Genomic DNA, 20985 nt, shown 5'->3' on the forward strand with positions numbered 1-20985 from the left:
TCAAATTAAATCTTACACGCGCCGCCTTCACAATCGGAATCCGCTGACTCAACAACTTCTTCCAGATCACCCTGAACATCTTCTGCTCCATCACGGGTATTGTGGTAATACAATGTTTTCACACCATATTTGTAAGCGAGCAGTAAATCTTTCAGCAATTGGTTCATCGGAACCTTGCCATTAGGGAAACGTGCCGGATCATAGTTAGTATTGGCAGAAATCGACTGATCGATGAATTTTTGCATGATCCCTACCAACTGTAGGTAGCCGTCGTTGCTCGGCATTTGCCACAGCAACTCGTAAGCCCCTTTCAGTAGGTCATAATCTGGTACGACTTGACGCAGAATACCGTCTTTGGATGCTTTTACACTGATATAACCACGTGGTGGTTCAATGCCGTTGGTCGCATTAGAGATCTGCGAAGAGGTCTCTGACGGCATCAAGGCAGACAATGTTGAGTTACGCAGGCCGTATTGTTGAATGTCACGGCGCAGAGCTTCCCAATCCATGTGCAAAGGCTCGTTGGTCAGGCTATCCAGTGTCTTTTTGTAAGTATCAATCGGCAAAATACCTTGTGCATAAGTGGTTTCACCAAACCACGGACAAGCACCCTTCTCTTTCGCCAGTTCATTTGAGGCTTTCAGCAAATAGTACTGAATAGTTTCAAATGTTTTATGAGTCAGGTTATTCGCACTGCCATCAGAATAACGTACGCCATGTTTTGCCAGATAGTAAGCGAAGTTAATTACACCAATACCCAGAGTCCGACGCCCCATAGAACCTTGTTTTGCGGCGACAATTGGATAATCTTGGTAATCCAGCAAGGAATCCAGAGCACGGACAGCCAACTCCGACAACTCTTCCAACTCAGTCAGATTTTCGATGGCTCCCAAATTGAAGGCAGACAGCGTACACAGTGCAATTTCGCCCGCCTGATCGTTTATATCGCTCAATGGCTTAGTTGGCAGTGCAATCTCCAGACACAAATTCGATTGACGAACAGGCGCAATAGCCGGGTCAAACGGACTGTGAGTATTACAATGGTCAACGTTCTGAATATAAATACGGCCTGTTGAAGCACGTTCTTGCATCATCAATGAGAACAGTTCAACGGCTTTAATGCGCTCTTTACGGATATTGCTGTCATTTTCATACTGAGTATACAGGCGCTCAAATTCCTCCTGATCTGCAAAGAATGCATCATACAATCCCGGAACATCAGACGGGCTGAACAGAGAAATATCGCCCCCTTTAATCAGGCGCTCATACATCAGTTTGTTAATTTGTACACCGTAGTCCATGTGACGAACGCGGTTGCCTTCAACACCACGGTTGTTTTTCAGTACCAACAGGCTTTCTACTTCCAGATGCCAAAGCGGATAGAACAACGTTGCCGCACCACCACGAACGCCACCTTGAGAACAAGATTTCACCGCAGTCTGGAAATGTTTGTAGAATGGGATACAACCGGTATGGAAAGCTTCACCACCACGGATTGGGCTGCCCAATGCACGGATGCGACCCGCGTTTACGCCAATGCCGGCACGCTGGGAAACATATTTAACAATTGCGCTGGATGTCGCATTGATTGAATCCAGGCTATCACCACACTCAATCAGAACACAGGAACTGAATTGACGAGTTGGTGTACGAACCCCCGCCATGATTGGCGTTGGCAGTGAAATTTTAAAGGTGGAAACCGCATCGTAGAAACGACGGATATAGCCCAAACGCGTTTCTTTTGGATAAGTGGAAAACAAGCACGCAGCAACCAGAATGTAAAGGAACTGAGCACTTTCATAAATCTCACCAGTTACACGATTTTGTACTAAATATTTCCCTTCCAGCTGCTTGACCGCTGCATAAGAGAAATTCATATCACGCAAATGATCAATAAAACTATTCATTTGCTCGAATTCTTCTTGGGAATAGTCTTCCAGCAAATGTTTGTCGTATTTACCCAAATTAACCATGTTTACGACATGATCATACAGCGCAGGTGGCTCAAACTGACCGTAGGCTTTTTTACGCAGGTGGAAGATCGCCAGACGTGCTGCCAGATACTGATAATCAGGAGCATCACCGGAGATCAGGTCAGCCGACGCTTTGATCATGGTTTCATGGATATCAGATGTTTTGATACCATCGTAAAATTGAATCTGGGAACGCAGTTCTACTTGTGATACTGAGACATTTTTCAGACCTTCGGCAGCCCAGGCAACAACCCGGTGAATTTTATCAAGATCAATTTGTTCTTTATGTCCATCACGTTTGGTAACTAGCAGACTCTGGTTCATGGGAAAATACACCTTCTCTCTTTTCGTATCTTGCCTATATCGCTTTCCTTGACCTCTTGACAGCACGATGCACCCAGAATGGCAGAGAGCCAGTCAGGGGTTAGCTACAATCCACTACTATTTCGCTACTGTTTTCGCTATTACTGTTGCTACTACAAGGTGACAAGAAACACAATATATAGGGGGTGATTAAAACGGTAATAACAAGATAATGTTAAATTCGAGTTTTATCAAGTGTACAAGATCGAGAAGTTTTGTGGATAACTTGAGGATTAATTTTGGCAAAAAGCCGATAACCTGCGTAGTTACTTGATGTTACTTTCATAAGGCTATCGGCATAACGGGGAAAATAAAATCTTAAAAAAAATATCTAATTGCCGCTTTATTAATCCCTTAGCGATCTTAGTCAGGCAGATTGAGTGTGCAGCATATAATTCACGTCTACATTGTGCCCAAGTCGAAATTTGTCTGTTAACGGATTGTAATGTAATCCAATGATATGTTGCTCTTTCAGACTAGTCTTATCAATCCAGCTAATCAGTTCAGAAGGACGAATGAATTTTTTCGCATCATGTGTGCCTTTTGGCACCATATTCAATATATATTCAGCACCAACAACAGCCATCAACCACGCTTTCCGGTTTCGGTTAATCGTTGAAAAGAATACGTGACCACCGGGTTTTACTAATTTGGAACAGGCACGAACCACGGACTCAGGATCTGGCACATGTTCGAGCATTTCCAAGCAGGTCACGACATCATAAGCATTCTGGTGCTGCTCAGCATGGCTTTCTACCGTTTCCTGGACATAAGAAACGGAAACGCCGGATTCCAACGCATGCAAACGGGCAACTTGCAGGGGCTCAAAACCCATATCCAACCCTGTCACTTCCGCTCCTTCGCGTGCCATGCTTTCTGACAGGATGCCGCCGCCACATCCGACATCCAGCACTTTCTTACCAAAAAGGCCGTCAGCATGTTGCAAAATGTAGCTCAAACGCAGTGGGTTGATACGGTGCAACGGCTTGAATTCACCTTCCAGATCCCACCAACGAGAAGCAACGGCTTCAAATTTTTCGATTTCCTGCTGATCCACATTAGCATGGGACTGAGAGTGTGAATCGGGAGTTTTGACGTTCATCAGCAATATCGCTCCTAGGAACTGCTTCACAGAAAACTGGTGCACAGAAAACTGATTCACAGAAAATGTAACAGTATTATGGGGATGTGTGATAGAAAACTATTATACATGCCTTAATCTTGAAATACCCGCATCAGGTTTTTATAAAACTGTCAATTTGTGGTATAATTCTAAGCCTTTGAATTCGGAGTATGAGGGACAGTGGCTCCATGAGCGACATTGCCAGAGAAATCACACCGGTCAATATCGAAGAAGAGCTGAAAAGCTCGTATCTGGATTATGCGATGTCCGTTATTGTTGGACGCGCACTGCCAGATGTTCGGGATGGACTGAAGCCAGTACACCGCCGCGTACTTTTCGCGATGAATGTATTGGGAAATGATTGGAATAAACCTTATAAGAAATCTGCCCGCGTTGTTGGGGATGTTATCGGTAAATACCATCCACATGGTGACAGCGCTGTTTATGACACGATTGTTCGTCTGGCACAACCATTCTCCATGCGCTACATGCTGGTTGACGGTCAGGGGAACTTTGGGTCAGTAGATGGCGATTCTGCGGCAGCGATGCGTTACACCGAAGTGCGCATGGCAAAAATTGCCCATGAATTGCTGGCAGATTTAGAAAAAGAAACTGTCGACTTTGTGCCTAACTATGATGGCACAGAGCAAATCCCCGAGGTAATGCCAACCCGTATTCCCAATTTGCTGGTGAATGGTTCATCAGGGATTGCGGTCGGTATGGCAACCAATATTCCACCTCATAACTTATCTGAGGTGATCGACGGCTGTCTGGCTTATATTGATGATGAAAGCATCAGTATTGAAGGCCTGATGGAATATATCCCGGGTCCAGACTTCCCTACGGCTGCTATTATCAACGGGCGTCGCGGCATCCAGGAAGCCTACCGTACAGGTCGCGGTAAAATCTATATCCGCGCCCGCGCAGAAATTGAAACTGATGAGAAAAATGGCCGCGAAACCATTATCGTCAATGAAATCCCTTATCAGGTCAATAAAGCCCGACTGATCGAAAAAATGGCTGAGCTGGTAAAAGAGAAGCGTATTGAGGGAATCAGTGCACTGCGTGACGAATCCGATAAAGATGGAATGCGCATCGTTATCGAAGTAAAACGTGATGCGGTTGGTGAAGTTGTCCTGAATAATCTGTATTCACTGACTCAATTGCAGGTTTCATTTGGTATCAACATGGTTGCCCTGCATCAAGGACAGCCTAAGTTACTCAACCTGAAAGATATCCTTTCCGCGTTTGTTTGCCATCGCCGTGAAGTAGTCACGCGCCGGACTATTTTTGAACTGCGTAAAGCTCGCGAACGTGCCCATATCCTTGAAGCACTGGCCATTGCTCTGGCAAACATCGATCCTGTTATCGAATTGATCCGGCGCGCTTCTACTCCTGCTGAAGCGAAAGCCAGCTTGATTTCTCAAGCGTGGGAGTTAGGCAATGTTGCCGCTATGCTGGAACAAGCTGGTGACGATGCTGCCCGTCCTGAATGGCTGGAACCACAGTACGGTATCCATGACGGTAAATATTATCTGACCGAACAGCAAGCACAGGCCATTTTGGATCTGCGTCTGCAAAAACTGACTGGGCTTGAGCATGAAAAACTGCTTGATGAGTATCGTGAACTGCTGAAAGCTATTGCTGAACTCCTGTTCATTTTGGAAAACCCAGAACGCTTGATGGAAGTCATTCGTGAAGAACTGCTGGTTATCAAAGAGCAGTATAACGATGCCCGTCGGACTGAACTGACTGAGAATTCAGCAGATATCAACATTGAAGACCTGATTACTCAGGAAGATGTTGTGGTCACACTATCCCATCAGGGATACGTCAAATACCAGCCACTGTCTGATTACGAAGCACAGCGTCGTGGCGGCAAGGGCAAATCAGCTGCACGTACCAAAGAAGAAGATTTCATTGAGCGTTTGCTGGTAGCCAATACCCACGACACCATTCTCTGCTTCTCAAATAAAGGCAAGATGTACTGGATGAAGGTATATCAGTTGCCGGAAGCGAGCCGTGGTGCCCGCGGTCGTCCAATTGTCAACCTTCTGCCATTGGATCAGAACGAACGTATTACAGCCATTTTACCAGTGCGTGAATATGAAGATGGGTTGAATATCTTCATGGCAACAGCAAGTGGTATTGTGAAGAAGACCAAACTCAGCGAATTCAGCCGTCCACGCAGTGCCGGCATCATTGCAGTGAACCTGAATGAAGGAGATGAGCTAATCGGTGTTGACCTGACAGATGGCAGCAACGAAGTCATGCTGTTCTCTGCACAGGGTAAAGTCGTTCGTTTCCTTGAAGAAGAGGAAGAAACGCTGGAAGACGGTACTATCCGCGTAAAAGGTGTACGTGCAATGGGACGCACCGCAACTGGAGTTCGTGGTATCAAACTCAGTCAAGGTGATAAAGTTGTTTCGCTGATCATTCCTCGTGGGGAAGGAGAAATTCTGACCGTTACCGAAAATGGTTATGGCAAACGTACGGCCGAAAGCGAATACCCGACAAAATCCCGAGCAACCCAAGGCGTTATTTCAATTAAAGTCAGCGAACGTAACGGCAATGTGATCGGTGCAATTCAAGTAGAGACAACTGATCAAATCATGATGATTACTGATGCAGGTACATTAGTGAGAACCCGTGTGTCTGAAGTCAGTGTTGTTGGTCGTAATACACAAGGTGTCACGCTGATCCGTACCGCAGAAGACGAAAAAGTTGTTGGCCTACAACGTGTAGCTGAGCCTGATGACGAAGATGAGGATGGTAATACAGCAATTTCTTCTGATGAAGAACATAATGATTCAGTAAATTAAGTGTAATTCACTTATTTTATTATGATTCAGCTGCATAGCTGTCAGCAATAGAGCAGGCACTTAGTGTCTGCTTTTTTGCATAATTTTTTAGCGAGAACCAGTAATAACTAAATGCTACTTTGTATTCCCTGCTACACTAGTATATGCTGTAATCAGTATTATTAATCATGTTTTCCATCAGGCGATCTCTTGAGATATCTATCCTCTTTCCGAACGTCATTAAAGATATCCCGCTACCTTTTTCGGGTGCTTGGATTTATGTTATGGGCACTCGGCGCCTTATTAACTAGTTTTTATTTAGCAAATCTTTTTAATGGGGTTAAATCAGATATTCGCCAAGATTATAATAGTAACTATGACACAACGTTTTCTTATATGCGACATATCACCAGTGTCCTGCGTGATATTCAATTTATGACTGAAAAATTTTTATCACGAGAAGATGCAAAAGATCTAACTGTTACACCAACGCCTCATAAACCTATTACCTCATACATTCCCCTAAATACAAATTCCAATTGTCATCTTTTACGTGAAAGCACACATAGTTATTTAATCCCAGTGAGTAAACAACTTTTATTTTGGAAAGATACTCTTGCTGGTATGCGAGGAATAAGTCAGATTTTTTTCGTTGAAACCTCAAGCTATTGCATGGTGCATCTATACTCTAACAACAATATGATGGAGCCAGATAAGCTAAAAAAGATAATCTATGAAAACACCCGTAAGCTACAAAATATGAAAGAACAGGCAAAAGAACAAACTATCTTTTGGATTTTGCCCAATGCAAGAATAGATAATGGTACTATTTATGTTATTACTCCTGTTTATCTTAATGGGAAAATGATTGGTATAGTAGGTCTCGAAAAAACTATCATGCTAGAAAACTTTTTATTCAAAAGGGAGCGGCCTATCCATACCGCGCTACTAAATGAATCAAATCAGCTTTTATTAGAATATCCAGCAAAAAATAGTAGAAAGTTCCCATTCGAGAATATGAAATCACCTTATTTTGGTTACGATGAAGACTTTACCTCCTTGTTATTAATACGGCGTTTATCACCCTCAACATTATACATTGCCTATTCATTACCATTAAAAACTATTTATAATGAATTAAAAACCAATATAATGCATAGTATTGTATTAAATATTATTTCTGCGATATCAATCATCTTTTTGGTTTGGCTATTTGAAAGAAAAATGTTTTCGCCAGCCCAAGACAACGCAATCCGCCTTGAAGAACATGAACAATTTAACCATAAAATTGTCGCCTCAGCCCCTGTGGGGATCAGCATCTTAAGAGTCAGTGATGGTGCTAATATTCTGAGTAATGAGTTAGCGCATAACTATACTCGGATGCTGACGTATGAAGATCAAAAACGCATTGTCGACATCATTTGCGATAAAACAAGCAGCTATATTGATGTCGTCACCAGTAACAATAATCACCTACAAATTAGTTTCGTACACTCACGCTATCGCAATGAAGAAGTCGCAATTTGTGTACTGATAGATGTCAGTACCCGTGTAAAAATGGAAAAATCTTTACAGGAAATGGCTTCAGCAGCAGAACAAGCCAATCAGGCAAAATCGATGTTTCTTGCAACCGTTAGTCATGAGCTAAGAACACCACTATATGGAATAATTGGCAATCTGGAACTCATGCAGTCTCATTCATTATCGTCAGATTCTGCACGATTACTGGCAACGATGAATAACTCATCATCATTGTTACTAAAAATCATCAGTGATATTCTCGATTTTTCTAAAATAGAATCTAATCAATTAAAAATTGAACCGAAAGATTTCAGTTGTAGAGAGATAATCTCTCATGTGATTTCAAACTACCTTCCCCTCACAGCAAAAAAAGGATTGGGTTTATATTGCTATATTAAACCAGAAGTTCCCGACATCATTCTCAACGATCCGGTAAGACTCCAACAAATCATCTCTAATCTACTTAACAACGCGATCAAGTTCACAGCATCTGGCTGCGTCGTTATTGAAGTTACAACAAGACATGGCTATCTGCACATCAGCATCAAAGATACGGGTATTGGAATTGAAGATAAATTACAACTTCAATTATTTGAACCATTTTTTCAAATTAGCGCCAATAGGGAAAACACTTCACATGGTACAGGATTAGGACTGGCTATTTGTGAAAAATTGGTTAACTTGATGGATGGTGATATTGAATTCGTTTCACAAAAATATGTTGGCAGTATCTTTTCCATTCGTATCCCTTTATATGGGACGAAATATCATGCCAAACCATTATTCAATCAACGGACAAAAAATAGGATTTTGTTGTACATTAGCAATGAGTTTCTGGAAAAATATTTGCAAAACTTTCTCGCACAGAATTATTTCCAAGTCTCCCTCTATAACGAAAGCAAAATAGATGGCACAGAAATATTAATTAGCGATCAGGCTAATAAACCAAACATTTCTGTATACTACTTTATAGAAGTATCAGAAAAACATATTGGTCCACCAGAACAAATTCGAAAAAATTATTGGTTATATAACACTTATGAACTGAGTGAGTTGGATAGTATGCTGGATAATCTTTTGACAGAACATGCTTTTTTGCCAACCGTTTCTGCATTAACACCTTCTATGTCAACTAAAACCATACAAGCTGATAGTCGCCTGAATACAGTTAAAGTATTGGTAGTTGATGACCATCCTATTAATAGAAATTTGCTGGTCGACCAATTAAATTCAATAGGGTTTAGTGCATCAATGGCTAACGATGGTATTGATGCTATTGAATACCTGAAAAATAATCCAATAGATATTATTCTAACGGATGTCAACATGCCAAATATGGATGGATATGAACTTGCTCAATATTTGAGGAGCAGAAATTATACTAAATCAATTATCGGCATTACTGCCAATGCATTAGCAGAAGAAAAACAGCGGTGTGTTAGTGCAGGAATGAATGACTGCCTATCAAAGCCTGTATCACTGGCTATATTAAAAGAAACATTAATCAAATACAGTGATATCAAAACTCGAATATATTGATTAATTCAATAATGCAAAATCGATAACCACTGTTACCGATTCTGCATTAAAAAATATAACACATTGATTAGTTACCAATATCTTTGTCGATGGTGACAGAAGATAAATAGTTAAGCAATGCAATATCGTTATCAACGCCCAGTTTTAGCATGGCTGATTTCTTCTGGCTACTGATGGTCTTAATACTCCGATTAAGTTTTTTAGCAATATCAGTAACAAGAAGACCTTCTGCGAATAAACGTAGAACCTCGCTCTCTTTAGGAGATAAGCGTTTATCCCCATATCCATTGGCATTTACTTTTTCTAATAACTTAGAAACACTTTCAGGCGTAAATTGCTTACCCTTCTGCAAAGCAGAAAGGGCTTTAGGCAAATCGGTTGGTGCTCCTTGCTTTAACACTATTCCCTCAATATCAAGCTCAAGTATAGCGCTTAAAATAGCCGGGTTATTGTTCATTGTAAGGACAATGATGGCCAATCTAGGATAATGGCGTTTAATATATTTTATCAGAGTGATGCCATCACCATATTTATCCCCGGGCATTGTCAAATCTGTTATAAGAACATCTACTTCTATATGTGGCAAACTATTAATGAGTGTAGTTGAATTTTCAAATTCACCGACTACATTAATCCACTCAATTTGTTCAAGTGACTTGCGGATGCCAAACAAAACGATAGGATGGTCATCGGCAATAATGACATTAAGGTTCTTCATATTATTGGTTACCTTGCTGCAACAGCTTTATGATAAAGGAATCAATGAAGCTGATGCTATTTTTAATTTCTACTTCATTATTGTCTGCTATGTGTTTTTCCAACACCTCACATGATGACCTAAGAAACTTTAAATCTAACATAGCAAACGCACCCTTAAGGCGGTGTACCGTTTGCGAAAGTGCTCTCAAATCATGTCGTTCTATATCAGTATACAGTTTAGTAATATCCATAGGTACTGTCTCTACAAATAATTTCCTATAGTCACTGTCTGCCAACTGAGTTTGATAACTTTTGAGAATATTACAGATATTACTATCAATACTCTCAATCGGATCAATATTTTTAACAAGATCACTTGCAGGTCCAGATGTTTCTCTGGTCTCTTCATCTAAACTTAAACTTTCTTCGATAAGAAACGATATTGCATTAATAACAGCATCAACAAAATTGTAATTGCACTGAACCAATCCCGGTTCCAACTGCTTAAATCCAGCTAAACTACTTACTAATAATATAGTTGGTTTTTCTTCTTTGTACTGCTTATCCGTGAGGATAATATCGTATTCTTTCGTAATATTCTCTTTTCTTTTATCAAAGTACTCTCTACTAAAGTACTCTCTACCAAAATACTCTGCACCATAACTATTGAGATAAGTATGGATGATTTTGCTGATCTCTGGGTTATTTATATCAATTAAAACCGTGATCCCGTCCAAAAGCTGAGGTGTTTCGCCATTTTCATCACCATGTTGAGACAGCGGTAGATTGATGACATAATGCGTTCCCAATCCCAACTTACTTTTAATATCAAGGTTACCTCCCATTCTTTTGCACAACTGATTACATAAATAAAAAGTCATACCAGAATTGGTAGAGTACTTATCTTCTGCTGATTTATTCAGAAAAGGATAATTTAAACTAATCAAATCTCTTTCACTTAAACCAGCGCCACTATCCATCAGCTCAATTTGAATATGGTTGTCATATTTACCTGATTTATTAACAACCAATGATATTTTACCATAGCTGGTCGTCGTTATTGCATAACTAAATAACAATGTAATGATTTTATCTAATTCTACAATGTCTCCAATGAATAAAGATTCACGAGGAATATTAAAATGATAATAAACCCTCAATCCTTTAGCGTTTAATGCAGGCAAAAAGGTTTTCAGAATATCTTCCAACCGTGATGACAGAGAAAACACTTCATTTTTCGGCTGCCAATCATCCAACTCCAACTCATTGAGCAATGAAATATTTTCAATCCATTCGATTATATATTCTGATTTGACCAATAATTTATCCAATAGCTTTTGTGCATTTTCATCTTGTAATAACTGTTTCAACTGGATTGCAATCTCATTCACGCTATCAATAGGATATTTTATTTCATTATTAATATTTGAGAGCATAACATGCCTGATTTGAATACTTTTCTCATACTCCCGATGGGCAAGTTGCAACCGTTTATTCGCCATGACTTCCTGATCTTTGTCTTGCAATAAAAAAAGGTAAGTTTCTGGCAATAAGATATTATTATACATTCTTACTTCATAAATCGCTTCATCAATGGATGTTTGAATTACACCATGATGTTGTTGCGCCATCGCTCTAACTTTATTCAATTCCAGATGAGGTATCAATTTTTCTGCAGTTTTATTACTTATCACTATCTGATTTGATTCAAAATCATAGACCATAACACCAATAGGAATATTGAATATAATATCACGGTTCAGAGAGTCTTTAATTTGTAAATCGAGACTCATGGAAGCATTTGGTGCAATATATCGTCTGCGTATATAAACTAACCCACTCAACGAAAACAGGAAGAAAAGCAATATTGAAAGCAGAAGCCAGACATTTTTGAACAACAAGTCTACAATCAATGTCTTCAGCGGAACTTGATAAATCAATTTATACGGCATGATATTAAGTGACTGAGAAAACTCCAGCCAAAAACCGTTCAATGAAATTTCAAGTTTATCGGGATCTTCAAGTTCGTATAAGTTGAGCGCATTCAAACGAAAGTTTTCTGGTGACATATTAACCGGCAAAAGATTATTAATAGGCAAATCAAAAGCAATAACAGTAGTTACTTGCCCTGCTGCATTAAATGCAGCTTTATAGGTATAGAAATAAATATTTTCACCACGTAATACATTGATGAACGAAATACTTTCCTTTTCTTCCAATGTGATGGATTGATCCAACATATCAATACGTCTAGCATCAGGATTCCGGGTCAGATAGCTCTCTTTGAATCTGATTTCTGGTTTTAGAGCCGAATGCGTCGTTAACAATAATAAATTATTTTCCTGTCCATTGAGATAATACATAGACAAGTATTCATTATCAGCTCCCCAGAGAATTTCCAGATAGCTCGATAAGCTCTGGGCAAGTTGAATAGTCGAGTCGTTATATTGACCAAAAATAATTGCATCGACGGACTGGTTGCTATTTTCTATCCAATAAATATCGGGACGCAACTTAAACAATGGCATTTTCTCCTGAGAGGAGATTGACAGAGTATTCGACTGTTTGAAGATATGATTTGCATGATAACGATAATCTTTAATCTGCAATCTCATCTTAGCTGCTACGCTACTGATAGCATATTTTTTCTCCATCAGCCAAATATCAAAATAGTTATACCCGAATAAAAATAGAGACGTAAAAAGTAAAGTGACAAATAACGCGTAAAAACGAGGAATAGAGGATGGCTTGATCGGTGGTTGTTTATACATTCTTTGGATAATAACCTTTAGTATGAATATATGTTGGTCGATAAGACATCAACCCGTCGTTAAATAAGCCTGTTTACTGAGCTTAATACTAGCAGGTTCGCAAATGAAAAGGACATTGCAGATCGAAGATTGAGCAAACAGTAAAAAAATACGATTTTTTTTCTTTAAGGGCTAGACACATTAAAACGATATAGGCATAATCTCGCGCCATGGAAGGATGGCCGAGCGGTCGAAGGCAGCGGTCTTGAAAACCGCCGATGGGAAACCATCCTAGAGTTCGAATCTCTATCCTTCCGCCAAATTTCGCCGGCTTAGCTCAGTTGGTAGAGCAACTGACTTGTAATCAGTAGGTCACCAGTTCGACTCCGGTAGCCGGCACCATACAAAAACCCGTTATTTCCCGTAATCAATCGGTGAAATAGCGGGTTTTTACTTTTTCTTCCCCTAATCCCTTCAATCTTTCCAAATTGCTAGTTTATTGGTCTTGCTTGGTATAATCACTATCCGAATTACAGCGTTATTTGAACAAAATAGCCATTTGAATAATGCCGTTAGTGGTTATTTAACATACTAATAAATTATGTTATTAAAAATAGACAATTACTGGGTACAGTTATGTCATTTCAATAAAACAAAATTGAGCCATGAAGACATTTTATCTTCAACTTAAAAGTGTAATTATTTATTTACATGCTGTGTACCATAGATTTGACAGACATAAATCAATCATTTAACCTGCCGACCTTATAACAATTTTTTTAACATATGCAGAAATGAGGGCCGCGTGAAAAATCGCACTATTGGCAGTATTTTTATCGTCGCTGGAACGACGATTGGAGCTGGGATGCTGGCAATGCCACTGGCAACGGCAGGCGTGGGATTTGGAACTACATTCGCCATGTTAATCGCCCTGTGGGCTTTGATGAGTTATACCGCCCTCCTGCTCGTGGAAGTTTATCAACATAATAAATTTGATTCTGGATTAGGAACCATTGCGAAACGCTACCTTGGGTTAGGTGGGCAGGTGTTGACTGGATTCAGTATGCTTTTCCTAATGTATGCGCTAACAACTGCTTATATTAGTGGTGCAGGAGAGTTGCTGGCGGCTACCCTTTCTTCTTGGTTAGATAAACCTATTTCTGTTTCTGCTGGAATCAGCATTTTTACCATTATTGCTGGCGGGGTAGTCTGCATTGGAACCCAATCCGTCGATTTCATTAATCGCCTGCTGTTTACCGCTAAAATAGTTTTTCTGGTGATCGTACTCGGTGTAATGATGCTTCATGTTGACAAAATCAACTTGATCTCCATGCCTATTGAGCAAGGATTAGTGCTCTCTGCCATCCCAGTGATTTTTACTTCATTCGGATTCCACGGTAGTGTGCCAAGCATCGTTACCTATATGGGAGGAGATACCAATAAGCTACGGAAAATCTTTGTCATTGGTAGTGCTATTCCACTGTTCGCCTACATTCTGTGGCAATTGGTCACCCTCGGATCTATTTCTTCAAATACATTTGTTGGTATTCTCGCACAACAATCTGGCCTGAATGGATTATTGCAAGCAGTCAGAGAAGTTGTCGCCTCTCCAAAAATAGAGCTTGCTGTTCATCTGTTTGCCGATCTTGCGCTAGCCACCTCATTCCTCGGTGTTGCTTTAGGGTTGTTTGATTACCTTGCTGATCTTCTTAAACGCAGCAATAATGCCAAAGGGCGTTTACAAACAGGGTTAATAACTTTTGCTCCACCATTATTCTGTGCATTGTATTACCCTAATTTTGTTATGGCGCTGACATTTGCGGCAGTTGCTTTGTCCATTCTCGCGCTATTATTGCCTTGTCTGCTAGTTTGGCGTAGTCGTAAAGAACATCAGGAAGGTTATCGTGTCAAAGGTGGGAAACCCGCGTTAGTCTTAATTTTCCTGTGTGGGCTTGCGGTTATCGCCATTCAAATTGGTATCGTTACAGGCATGCTGCCACAAATAGGATAATTTCCCTGTTTGAACTACCCGTATCAAAATTGATACGGGTAGTGGGTAATGAATAACGAAGTCGATAAAACATCTAGATTTATATATCCAATGGATTTCAAGATGCGTCACGGCGACAAGGGAGCGAATCCCCAAGAGCGTAGATCACTCTATGTTCATAACAACGGTGACTGGGGTGAGTGAGTGTAGTCAACAAAGAGGCAACTTGAAAGGCGAAGGGTATAGACGTAAATAACGTTATTTTTCACAAAGCTCACTATATTCCTCTACTACCCACTGTTTAACGAATTGGCGCGAGACTTTTATTCCGCCATTTTTCAGTTGTGAAGGTAATAAATAACAGGTAACAGGCCGCTGGAAAGCAGCGATTTTATCCGAAATCCAATCAATAATTGTTTCTGTCAACTCAGGATATTGAGTTTCAATCACAGCTACTGGCCGATGGCCAAATTCAATATCAGCAATGGGAACCACAAAACTCTGTTCAATTTGAGGGTGCTGGTTAATAACCCGCTCGATATCTTCTGGCTGGATACCCTCCCCACCACTGAAAAATTGGTTGTCGAGACGTCCTAAGATCCGTAACTCTCCTTGTTCAAATACTCCCCGATCCCGAGTCGAAAACCATCCCCCATTATCTATCAATGGGTTCAATTCCCCATTAAACCAATAGCCGCTCGCGATGCTGTCTGCGCGTATCTGAATTTCCTCTTCCACTAAGCGAATGGATTTGCCGGGAAGCGGATTACCTACACCAGGCAATCCATCAGCCCGCTTTGCGCAAACAGTTGATGCCATTTCTGTCAACCCATAACCACACCAACAGCGAATACCCAATTCTTCAGCCCGTCGAACCAGTGATGTCGGTATCATAGCGCCTCCCAACAGCACTTCTTTTAACGTCAGTGGATATTCATGTGCTTGTTCCAACAAACGCCAAAGTTGAGTAGGTACAAGAGATGCATGAGTACAACCAAATAATGCAAGATTCAGTGGATGCAAATTCCGCAATATCAATGTTGCTCCTGTTTGCAACCAACGCCAGAGGATGCCTTGGCCTGAAACATGAAACAGCGGTAATGAAAGCAACCAACTATCATCTGGTTGAAAATTCATGCAGGAAAGAATGCCTTGCGCACTGGCAAGATGAGCACCAATGGAATGTACCGCAGCCTTAGGCAATCCAGAAGAGCCTGAAGTCAGGATCATGCTGGCAGGACGTTCACTTTCCCACAATACCCACCGTTCATGTTCTGCTGGAAATTTTTGTTGCCAGTTAAGTTCTTTAACTTGAATAACCGGCGAAGGTGAATCCGTAAAATCCACTCCATAATCAATATTGAGATGAGGCAACAATTCAGCCAACAGAGAGTCAGGCAATTGAGGATTAAGGGGCAATGCTCTTGCACCACACCGTAAGACAGCAAAATAACACAGCAGAAGTTCCGCACTATTCTTACCCCTGAGGAGCACACCGCTACCTTCTACGACTCCCTGTTGATGGAAATGGCTGGCAATAACATTGATTCTTCGTGTTAATTGATACCAATCCAATTGCTCATCATATAATTGAACAGCCCGTTTTTTAGGCAAAACCATGGCCCAATGCTCCCATGGCCACTGCGTCCACTTTATCACTGGCATTCACGGCTCCACACCGTTGCCAGCCTATCAAAAGTGCGATCAAAAGTGACACACTGAATATCACTATCTGGCCAACAACGGATGAGTTGTGATTGCATAAGATCCAGAGTATCCAAGCCCGGGAGTGTGTCCGGTGTGAGCCATTGAGCGAGACGAGCTAATTGTGTCAACCCAAAGCTACTTTCAAGGCTGGAGCTAATCACTGCCTCCAATCCTAATTGATGTGCCTGCGTAATTAACTGACGGCAACGGTCAATACTGCCTACCAATGTTGGTTTAATGATGATGGCAGAAACTCCCTCTTGTGTTTCCACCTTAAAATCGGCTTCACGTACACTTTCATCCCATGCAATGGCGATCCCCGTCTCACGAGCAAATGCCAGAGATTCTTCTCGGGTTTTGCAGGGTTCTTCGATAAAAGCAATTCTCTGCCGATAATCTGGATTGACATATTTGGCGAAACCCTCTGCTTTTGTGCGTGTCCAACTGCGATTGGCATCTAAGCGCAATCGGAGATCAGGTACTGCTTCAAGCATAACATTCACTACCATGCCATCTCGTACAGCCTCATACAGCCCAACCTTCACTTTTGCAATCTTCTGGCCAGCCATATTTCCCAAACGCACAATCACATCATCGGGATCACCCGTGCATAATGGCGCTTTACGATAATTAGCTATTTCAGGTAATTCTCCCTGTAATTCAGCCAATGCACAACTTATGCCAAACGCAACAGAAGGAAGATCACTTTCTTCTGGCTGCGTGTTCAGATGCCACGGTTTTTGTAGCCGTTGTTTTTGTAAACATTGTTTTTGTAACCGTTGTTGTATCCATTGCTGTAGCCATTCCACAGCCGATATCTTAGCTTGCTCAAGCGTTTCATGGCTGAATTCTGGTAGTGGGGATATTTCCCCCCAACCATCCCGTCCATCTTCTTGCAAATGAACCAAAAACCCATCACGGGTTTTCAGACGCTGATAACGCAGAATAACACCTGCCTCCATTGGCAGGCTGAATTGGTATAAAGTCGCTTTACGCATTACGGATTACGCTTGAATTTACTGAAATCAGGATGGCGTTTTTCGTTGAACGCATTACGCCCTTCCTGCCCTTCTTCGGTCATGTAGAACAACATGGTGGCATTCCCCGCCAACTCCTGCAAACCAGCCTGACCATCGCAATCGGCGTTTAATGCCGCTTTAAGACAACGCAACGCCATTGGGCTGTTTTCCAGCATTTCACGACACCAGCGCACAGTTTCTTTTTCCAATTCGGCATAAGGTACAACTGTGTTAACCAGTCCCATATCCAATGCTTCTTCAGCACTGTATTGGCGACATAAGAACCAAATTTCACGCGCTTTTTTCTGCCCGACGATCCGCGCCATATATGATGCTCCCCAACCGCCATCAAAGGAGCCAACTTTAGGGCCTGTCTGACCGAAAATGGCGTTATCCGCTGCGATGGTCAAATCACACATTAAATGCAAGACGTGCCCACCGCCAATTGCATATCCCGCAACCATGGCAACTATGGGTTTTGGGCAAGTACGAATCTGTCGCTGAAAATCCAATACATTCAGATGATGTACTCCACTGTCATCTTTATAACCACCATAATCGCCACGGATTTTCTGGTCGCCACCAGCACAGAAAGCTTTTTCACCCATTCCCGTCAGAATAATCGCACCAATGGCCTCGTCATAACGGGCATCTGCCAACGCCTGAACCATCTCTTTGACAGTCAGAGGACGGAACGCATTGCGTACCTGTGGGCGATTAATCGTAATTTTGGCAATACCATCTGCGGATTTATGGTAGAGAATATCTTCAAACCCTTGAGAACAATCTTGCCATTCAATAGGGGCATACAATTTTTCTTCGCTTGGGTAACGCATGACTCTGTTTCCTTAACCAAAAAGTGATAAAAAGTGGTTCACTGCACCAGAAAAAGCCGCAGGATTGCCATAATGAGCATTATGTCCAACCCGGGGGATGGTTTTTAATGGCAGTGTATATTGCTGCGCTATGTTTTGGAATTTACGATCATTTTCCCCGCACAAGCAGGAGAAAGGGATAGTTATTTGCTGCAAATCAGGAACCAACCAAGGTTGTCGTCCTAACGAGGTACTTTCCAGCATACCGGCAATGCTACTTCCTCTGTTTTGACTGCGCAGGTGAATAAGTTGAGCACGCTGCACTGCCGTTAAATCAGCAAATACCGGCTGTTGATACCAATCAGCCAAGACTGATGTCATTGGTTCTTGGCGAAAGCGTTGCACCCAACGCTGATCATGCTGCAATCTCGCATCACGCTCCTGCCGGGAAAACAGTCCGGGATTTCCCCCTTCCACCAGCAATCCTCGCAAGCCATCATATTCACCATGAATCGCATGGTACATGGCAATTCGTCCTCCCAGTGAGTAGCCTATCAAACAATAATCATTGATTTGATACTCGGATAAAGTTGCACTCAGCAACTCGCTCATTTCAGCAAAGCCACCTGTCAGCGCAACATCGGCAGAATCACCGTGCCCCGGTAAATCAATCACCAATGAAGGATATTGATCACAAACACCCACCGTAGAAGACCAATCGTCCCCCTTTCCCAATAGTCCATGTAACCAAATTAGCCATGTGCCTTGATTATGTGAATGAAACGTTTGGCACTTTAATTTCACAGATCAGCCACCTGTTTCAGTAGCTCTTGCAGGCACATGGCTCCTTCACTGCCTGAAACTTTTAACTCAATCAATATCGTCTCTTTACGCTCCCATGCTTGTTGGGCACACTGTTTTAATTCCGACCAATTTTGTGGTGCAGCATAGCGCAAACCGAACATAGCCGCAGCGTGATCAAAATTGACATCTTGCGGCATACAATAAAAACGCTGGCGTTCTTTCTGCGGCGTTGGTAACAAAGAAAAAATCTGCCCACCATTATTATTCACTATGATCAACAACATGGGATTAGAAAGATAACGTAACAAAGCTAAACTATTCAGATCATAAAGGGCGGAAATATCGCCTATAATCGTCAGTGTTGGTTTATTTGTTGCCCGTTGTACACCTGCTGCGGTTGAGATCAATCCATCAATTCCGCTGGCGCCTCGGTTGCTGTAAATCGGATAGCCCACTGGAAGCTGCCCTAAAGCATCAATCAAACGTACAATCAAGCTATTGCCGATAAACAATTGCCCCTCTTTTGGTAACAATTGAGGCAGTTGATGCGCAACTGCGGCTTCGCTGAATTCTCCTGCCAACTTTGTTTCAACGCATTTAGATACGTTCCTTGACCATATATTTAATTCATCTGCCCAAGGTAATTCATCTGCCCAGAATACGCGCGTATATGCAGGATGTTCCCGTAGCCAATCAGCCACGCTGCAAGTAAATTTTCGTCCTCTGTGGTTGGCTGGATCAAGCCTGCCAGCAATTGGATCAACGACCCAATACTGCTCAGGCTGGCATTCAGCCTGCCATTGCAACAATCGTTTTCCCGTCAGACTGGCACCAAACTGAATCACCAATTGCCCTTGAGCCAAGATCTCTTGGGTACAGGGATGATTCAACCATAAATCGGCATACGGCAAAGGCTGCCCTGTTTGAGACAACACATCACCAATTAGCGGCCAGCCCATATCTTTTGCCCATTGAGCGACAAATTTTCCTTCTTCAGCGCTCATTCTCCCTGCCAATACAATTCCCTGTTTTTTCTGCCAGATATTCCAATCTGTTGCCTTAATCGTAGTATGCATTTCTGGCTGAACCAACCACGGTTCATCCCTTTGCCACCACTCTCCCAACGTTTGTAGCCAATCTTGATGTGCTGTCATCTCATTGCCATACAAAGGCTCAGCAAACGGGCAATTAATATGCAAAGCACCTTGTTTCAGGTTTGACATTTCAGTATCTATGGAAGAAACCAACCAACTGGCAGGAATATCTTTGGTCGGACGTGGCAATGCTAAGGTTTGTGTGGGATGAGAAGCAAAAATACCTACCTGACGAATAGCTTGATTCGCGCCACAATCGATTAATTCAGGTGGTCTATCAGCCGTGAGAAACACTAACCGCTCTCCCGTCAATCCTGCTTCAATCAAGGAAGGATACAGATTGGCGACCGCCGTTCCAGACGTCACAATAACCGCAACTGGCTCTTTTCCCGCTTTTGCCAGTCCCAAAGCCAAATGCCCCAAACCGCGCTCATCAAAATGGGTATGACAAATCAACTTATGGTTTTCTGCGGCAGCCAATGTCAATGGGGTCGAACGAGAGCCGGGAGCAATACAGATATGGCGTAATCCGTGGCGGGTCAATGCTTCCAATAAAAGTTCCGCCCAACGGCGATTAAATGCACTGTTTGACATAGAATGCTCAAAAACTTCTTTTCAAAAAATGATGCCAAAGAATAGGAGATATTATATAAGGCATCTTTTATCTTAATGCCTATAAAAACGATTTCCTTATCTTAGTTCAAGGAATTGTTATTTAATTGGAGATATTTTCGCTATAAGCGAGAAATGTAAAGCTAATTGATAATAAAGGTTGGATATAAATAAG

Annotated in this window: 12 protein-coding genes and 2 tRNA genes; 5 read left to right on the forward strand and 9 right to left on the reverse strand. The window is 41.8% G+C overall.

All coding sequences use genetic code 11. The annotated features are described in order from the left end of the window. Positions 1-5 precede the first annotated feature (5 nt). The gene (gene nrdA / locus PSI14_RS06440) at positions 6-2297 is read right to left on the reverse strand and encodes a class 1a ribonucleoside-diphosphate reductase subunit alpha (protein WP_273575093.1); all 2292 of its coding nucleotides are present in this window, start codon (positions 2295-2297) and stop codon (positions 6-8) included. A 406-nt stretch (positions 2298-2703) separates the two neighbouring features. Then, on the reverse strand, positions 2704-3438 hold the full coding sequence (ubiG, locus tag PSI14_RS06445) for a bifunctional 2-polyprenyl-6-hydroxyphenol methylase/3-demethylubiquinol 3-O-methyltransferase UbiG (protein WP_273575094.1): 735 nt from the start codon (positions 3436-3438) through the stop codon (positions 2704-2706). Positions 3439-3647: 209 nt separating this feature from the next. On the opposite strand from ubiG, the gene gyrA reads away from it, so the two are divergent. Both gyrA and rcsC read left to right on the forward strand, forming a co-directional pair. Further along, positions 3648-6281 (forward strand): DNA topoisomerase (ATP-hydrolyzing) subunit A, encoded by a 2634-nt coding sequence (gene gyrA, locus PSI14_RS06450; protein WP_273575095.1) that lies wholly within the window; start codon positions 3648-3650, stop codon positions 6279-6281. A 189-nt stretch (positions 6282-6470) separates the two neighbouring features. After that, complete coding sequence (rcsC, locus tag PSI14_RS06455) at positions 6471-9320, forward strand: two-component system sensor histidine kinase RcsC (RefSeq protein ID WP_273575096.1); 2850 nt, start codon at positions 6471-6473, stop codon at positions 9318-9320. Between the two features lie 67 nt (positions 9321-9387). On the opposite strand, the gene rcsB is transcribed toward rcsC, so the two are convergent. Together rcsB and rcsD are read right to left on the reverse strand one after the other, a co-directional pair. Continuing rightward, a complete protein-coding gene (rcsB, locus tag PSI14_RS06460; RefSeq protein ID WP_273575097.1) occupies positions 9388-10038 on the reverse strand; it encodes a response regulator transcription factor RcsB in 651 nt (216 codons plus the stop codon). A 1-nt stretch (position 10039) separates the two neighbouring features. Beyond that, complete coding sequence (gene rcsD, locus PSI14_RS06465; protein ID WP_273575098.1) at positions 10040-12790, reverse strand: phosphotransferase RcsD; 2751 nt, start codon at positions 12788-12790, stop codon at positions 10040-10042. A 211-nt stretch (positions 12791-13001) separates the two neighbouring features. On the opposite strand from rcsD, the gene PSI14_RS06470 reads away from it, so the two are divergent. From PSI14_RS06470 to tyrP, 3 genes are all read left to right on the forward strand, one after another. Beyond that, positions 13002-13089 (forward strand) — tRNA-Ser (locus PSI14_RS06470). A 6-nt stretch (positions 13090-13095) separates the two neighbouring features. Next, positions 13096-13171 (forward strand) — tRNA-Thr (locus PSI14_RS06475). Between the two features lie 463 nt (positions 13172-13634). After that, positions 13635-14780 (forward strand): tyrosine transporter TyrP, encoded by a 1146-nt coding sequence (gene tyrP / locus PSI14_RS06480; protein WP_306309232.1) that lies wholly within the window; start codon positions 13635-13637, stop codon positions 14778-14780. A gap of 237 nt (positions 14781-15017) precedes the next feature. Here the strand turns inward: tyrP and menE are convergent, their stop codons facing one another. Genes menE through menD form a run of 5 tightly spaced genes read right to left on the reverse strand, consistent with a single transcriptional unit; the run spans position 15018 to position 20792 of the window. Then, a complete protein-coding gene (gene menE / locus PSI14_RS06485) occupies positions 15018-16424 on the reverse strand; it encodes an o-succinylbenzoate--CoA ligase (RefSeq protein ID WP_273575100.1) in 1407 nt (468 codons plus the stop codon). Continuing rightward, positions 16415-17464, reverse strand: coding sequence for an o-succinylbenzoate synthase (gene menC / locus PSI14_RS06490; protein WP_273575101.1), 1050 nt, complete (start codon positions 17462-17464; stop codon positions 16415-16417). Before menC ends, menE begins: the two co-directional genes overlap by 10 nt. Next, positions 17464-18321, reverse strand: coding sequence for a 1,4-dihydroxy-2-naphthoyl-CoA synthase (menB, locus tag PSI14_RS06495; RefSeq protein ID WP_273575102.1), 858 nt, complete (start codon positions 18319-18321; stop codon positions 17464-17466). The genes menC and menB overlap by 1 nt, the downstream gene beginning before the upstream one ends. Before the next feature lie 12 nt (positions 18322-18333). Continuing rightward, on the reverse strand, positions 18334-19104 hold the full coding sequence (gene menH / locus PSI14_RS06500) for a 2-succinyl-6-hydroxy-2,4-cyclohexadiene-1-carboxylate synthase (protein WP_273575103.1): 771 nt from the start codon (positions 19102-19104) through the stop codon (positions 18334-18336). Continuing rightward, positions 19101-20792 (reverse strand): 2-succinyl-5-enolpyruvyl-6-hydroxy-3-cyclohexene-1-carboxylic-acid synthase, encoded by a 1692-nt coding sequence (gene menD, locus PSI14_RS06505; RefSeq protein ID WP_273575104.1) that lies wholly within the window; start codon positions 20790-20792, stop codon positions 19101-19103. Before menD ends, menH begins: the two co-directional genes overlap by 4 nt. Between the last annotated feature and the right edge of the window lie 193 nt (positions 20793-20985).

The sequence above is a fragment of the Xenorhabdus anantnagensis genome (assembly GCF_028598555.1).
Taxonomy (GTDB): domain Bacteria; phylum Pseudomonadota; class Gammaproteobacteria; order Enterobacterales; family Enterobacteriaceae; genus Xenorhabdus; species Xenorhabdus anantnagensis.

Bases quoted from the DNA above. Each gene is read 5' to 3' on its own strand.
- gyrA (WP_273575095.1), top strand. From the start codon at position 3,648: ATGAGCGACATTGCCAGAGAAATCACACCGGTCAATATCGAAGAAGAG.
- rcsD (WP_273575098.1), bottom strand. From the start codon at position 12,790: ATGTATAAACAACCACCGATCAAGCCATCCTCTATTCCTCGTTTTTAC.
- menD (WP_273575104.1), bottom strand. From the start codon at position 20,792: ATGTCAAACAGTGCATTTAATCGCCGTTGGGCGGAACTTTTATTGGAA.
- nrdA (WP_273575093.1), bottom strand. From the start codon at position 2,297: ATGAACCAGAGTCTGCTAGTTACCAAACGTGATGGACATAAAGAACAA.
- ubiG (WP_273575094.1), bottom strand. From the start codon at position 3,438: ATGAACGTCAAAACTCCCGATTCACACTCTCAGTCCCATGCTAATGTG.
- menC (WP_273575101.1), bottom strand. From the start codon at position 17,464: ATGCGTAAAGCGACTTTATACCAATTCAGCCTGCCAATGGAGGCAGGT.
- menB (WP_273575102.1), bottom strand. From the start codon at position 18,321: ATGCGTTACCCAAGCGAAGAAAAATTGTATGCCCCTATTGAATGGCAA.
- menE (WP_273575100.1), bottom strand. From the start codon at position 16,424: ATGCCAGTGATAAAGTGGACGCAGTGGCCATGGGAGCATTGGGCCATG.
- rcsB (WP_273575097.1), bottom strand. From the start codon at position 10,038: ATGAAGAACCTTAATGTCATTATTGCCGATGACCATCCTATCGTTTTG.
- tyrP (WP_306309232.1), top strand. From the start codon at position 13,635: ATGCTGGCAATGCCACTGGCAACGGCAGGCGTGGGATTTGGAACTACA.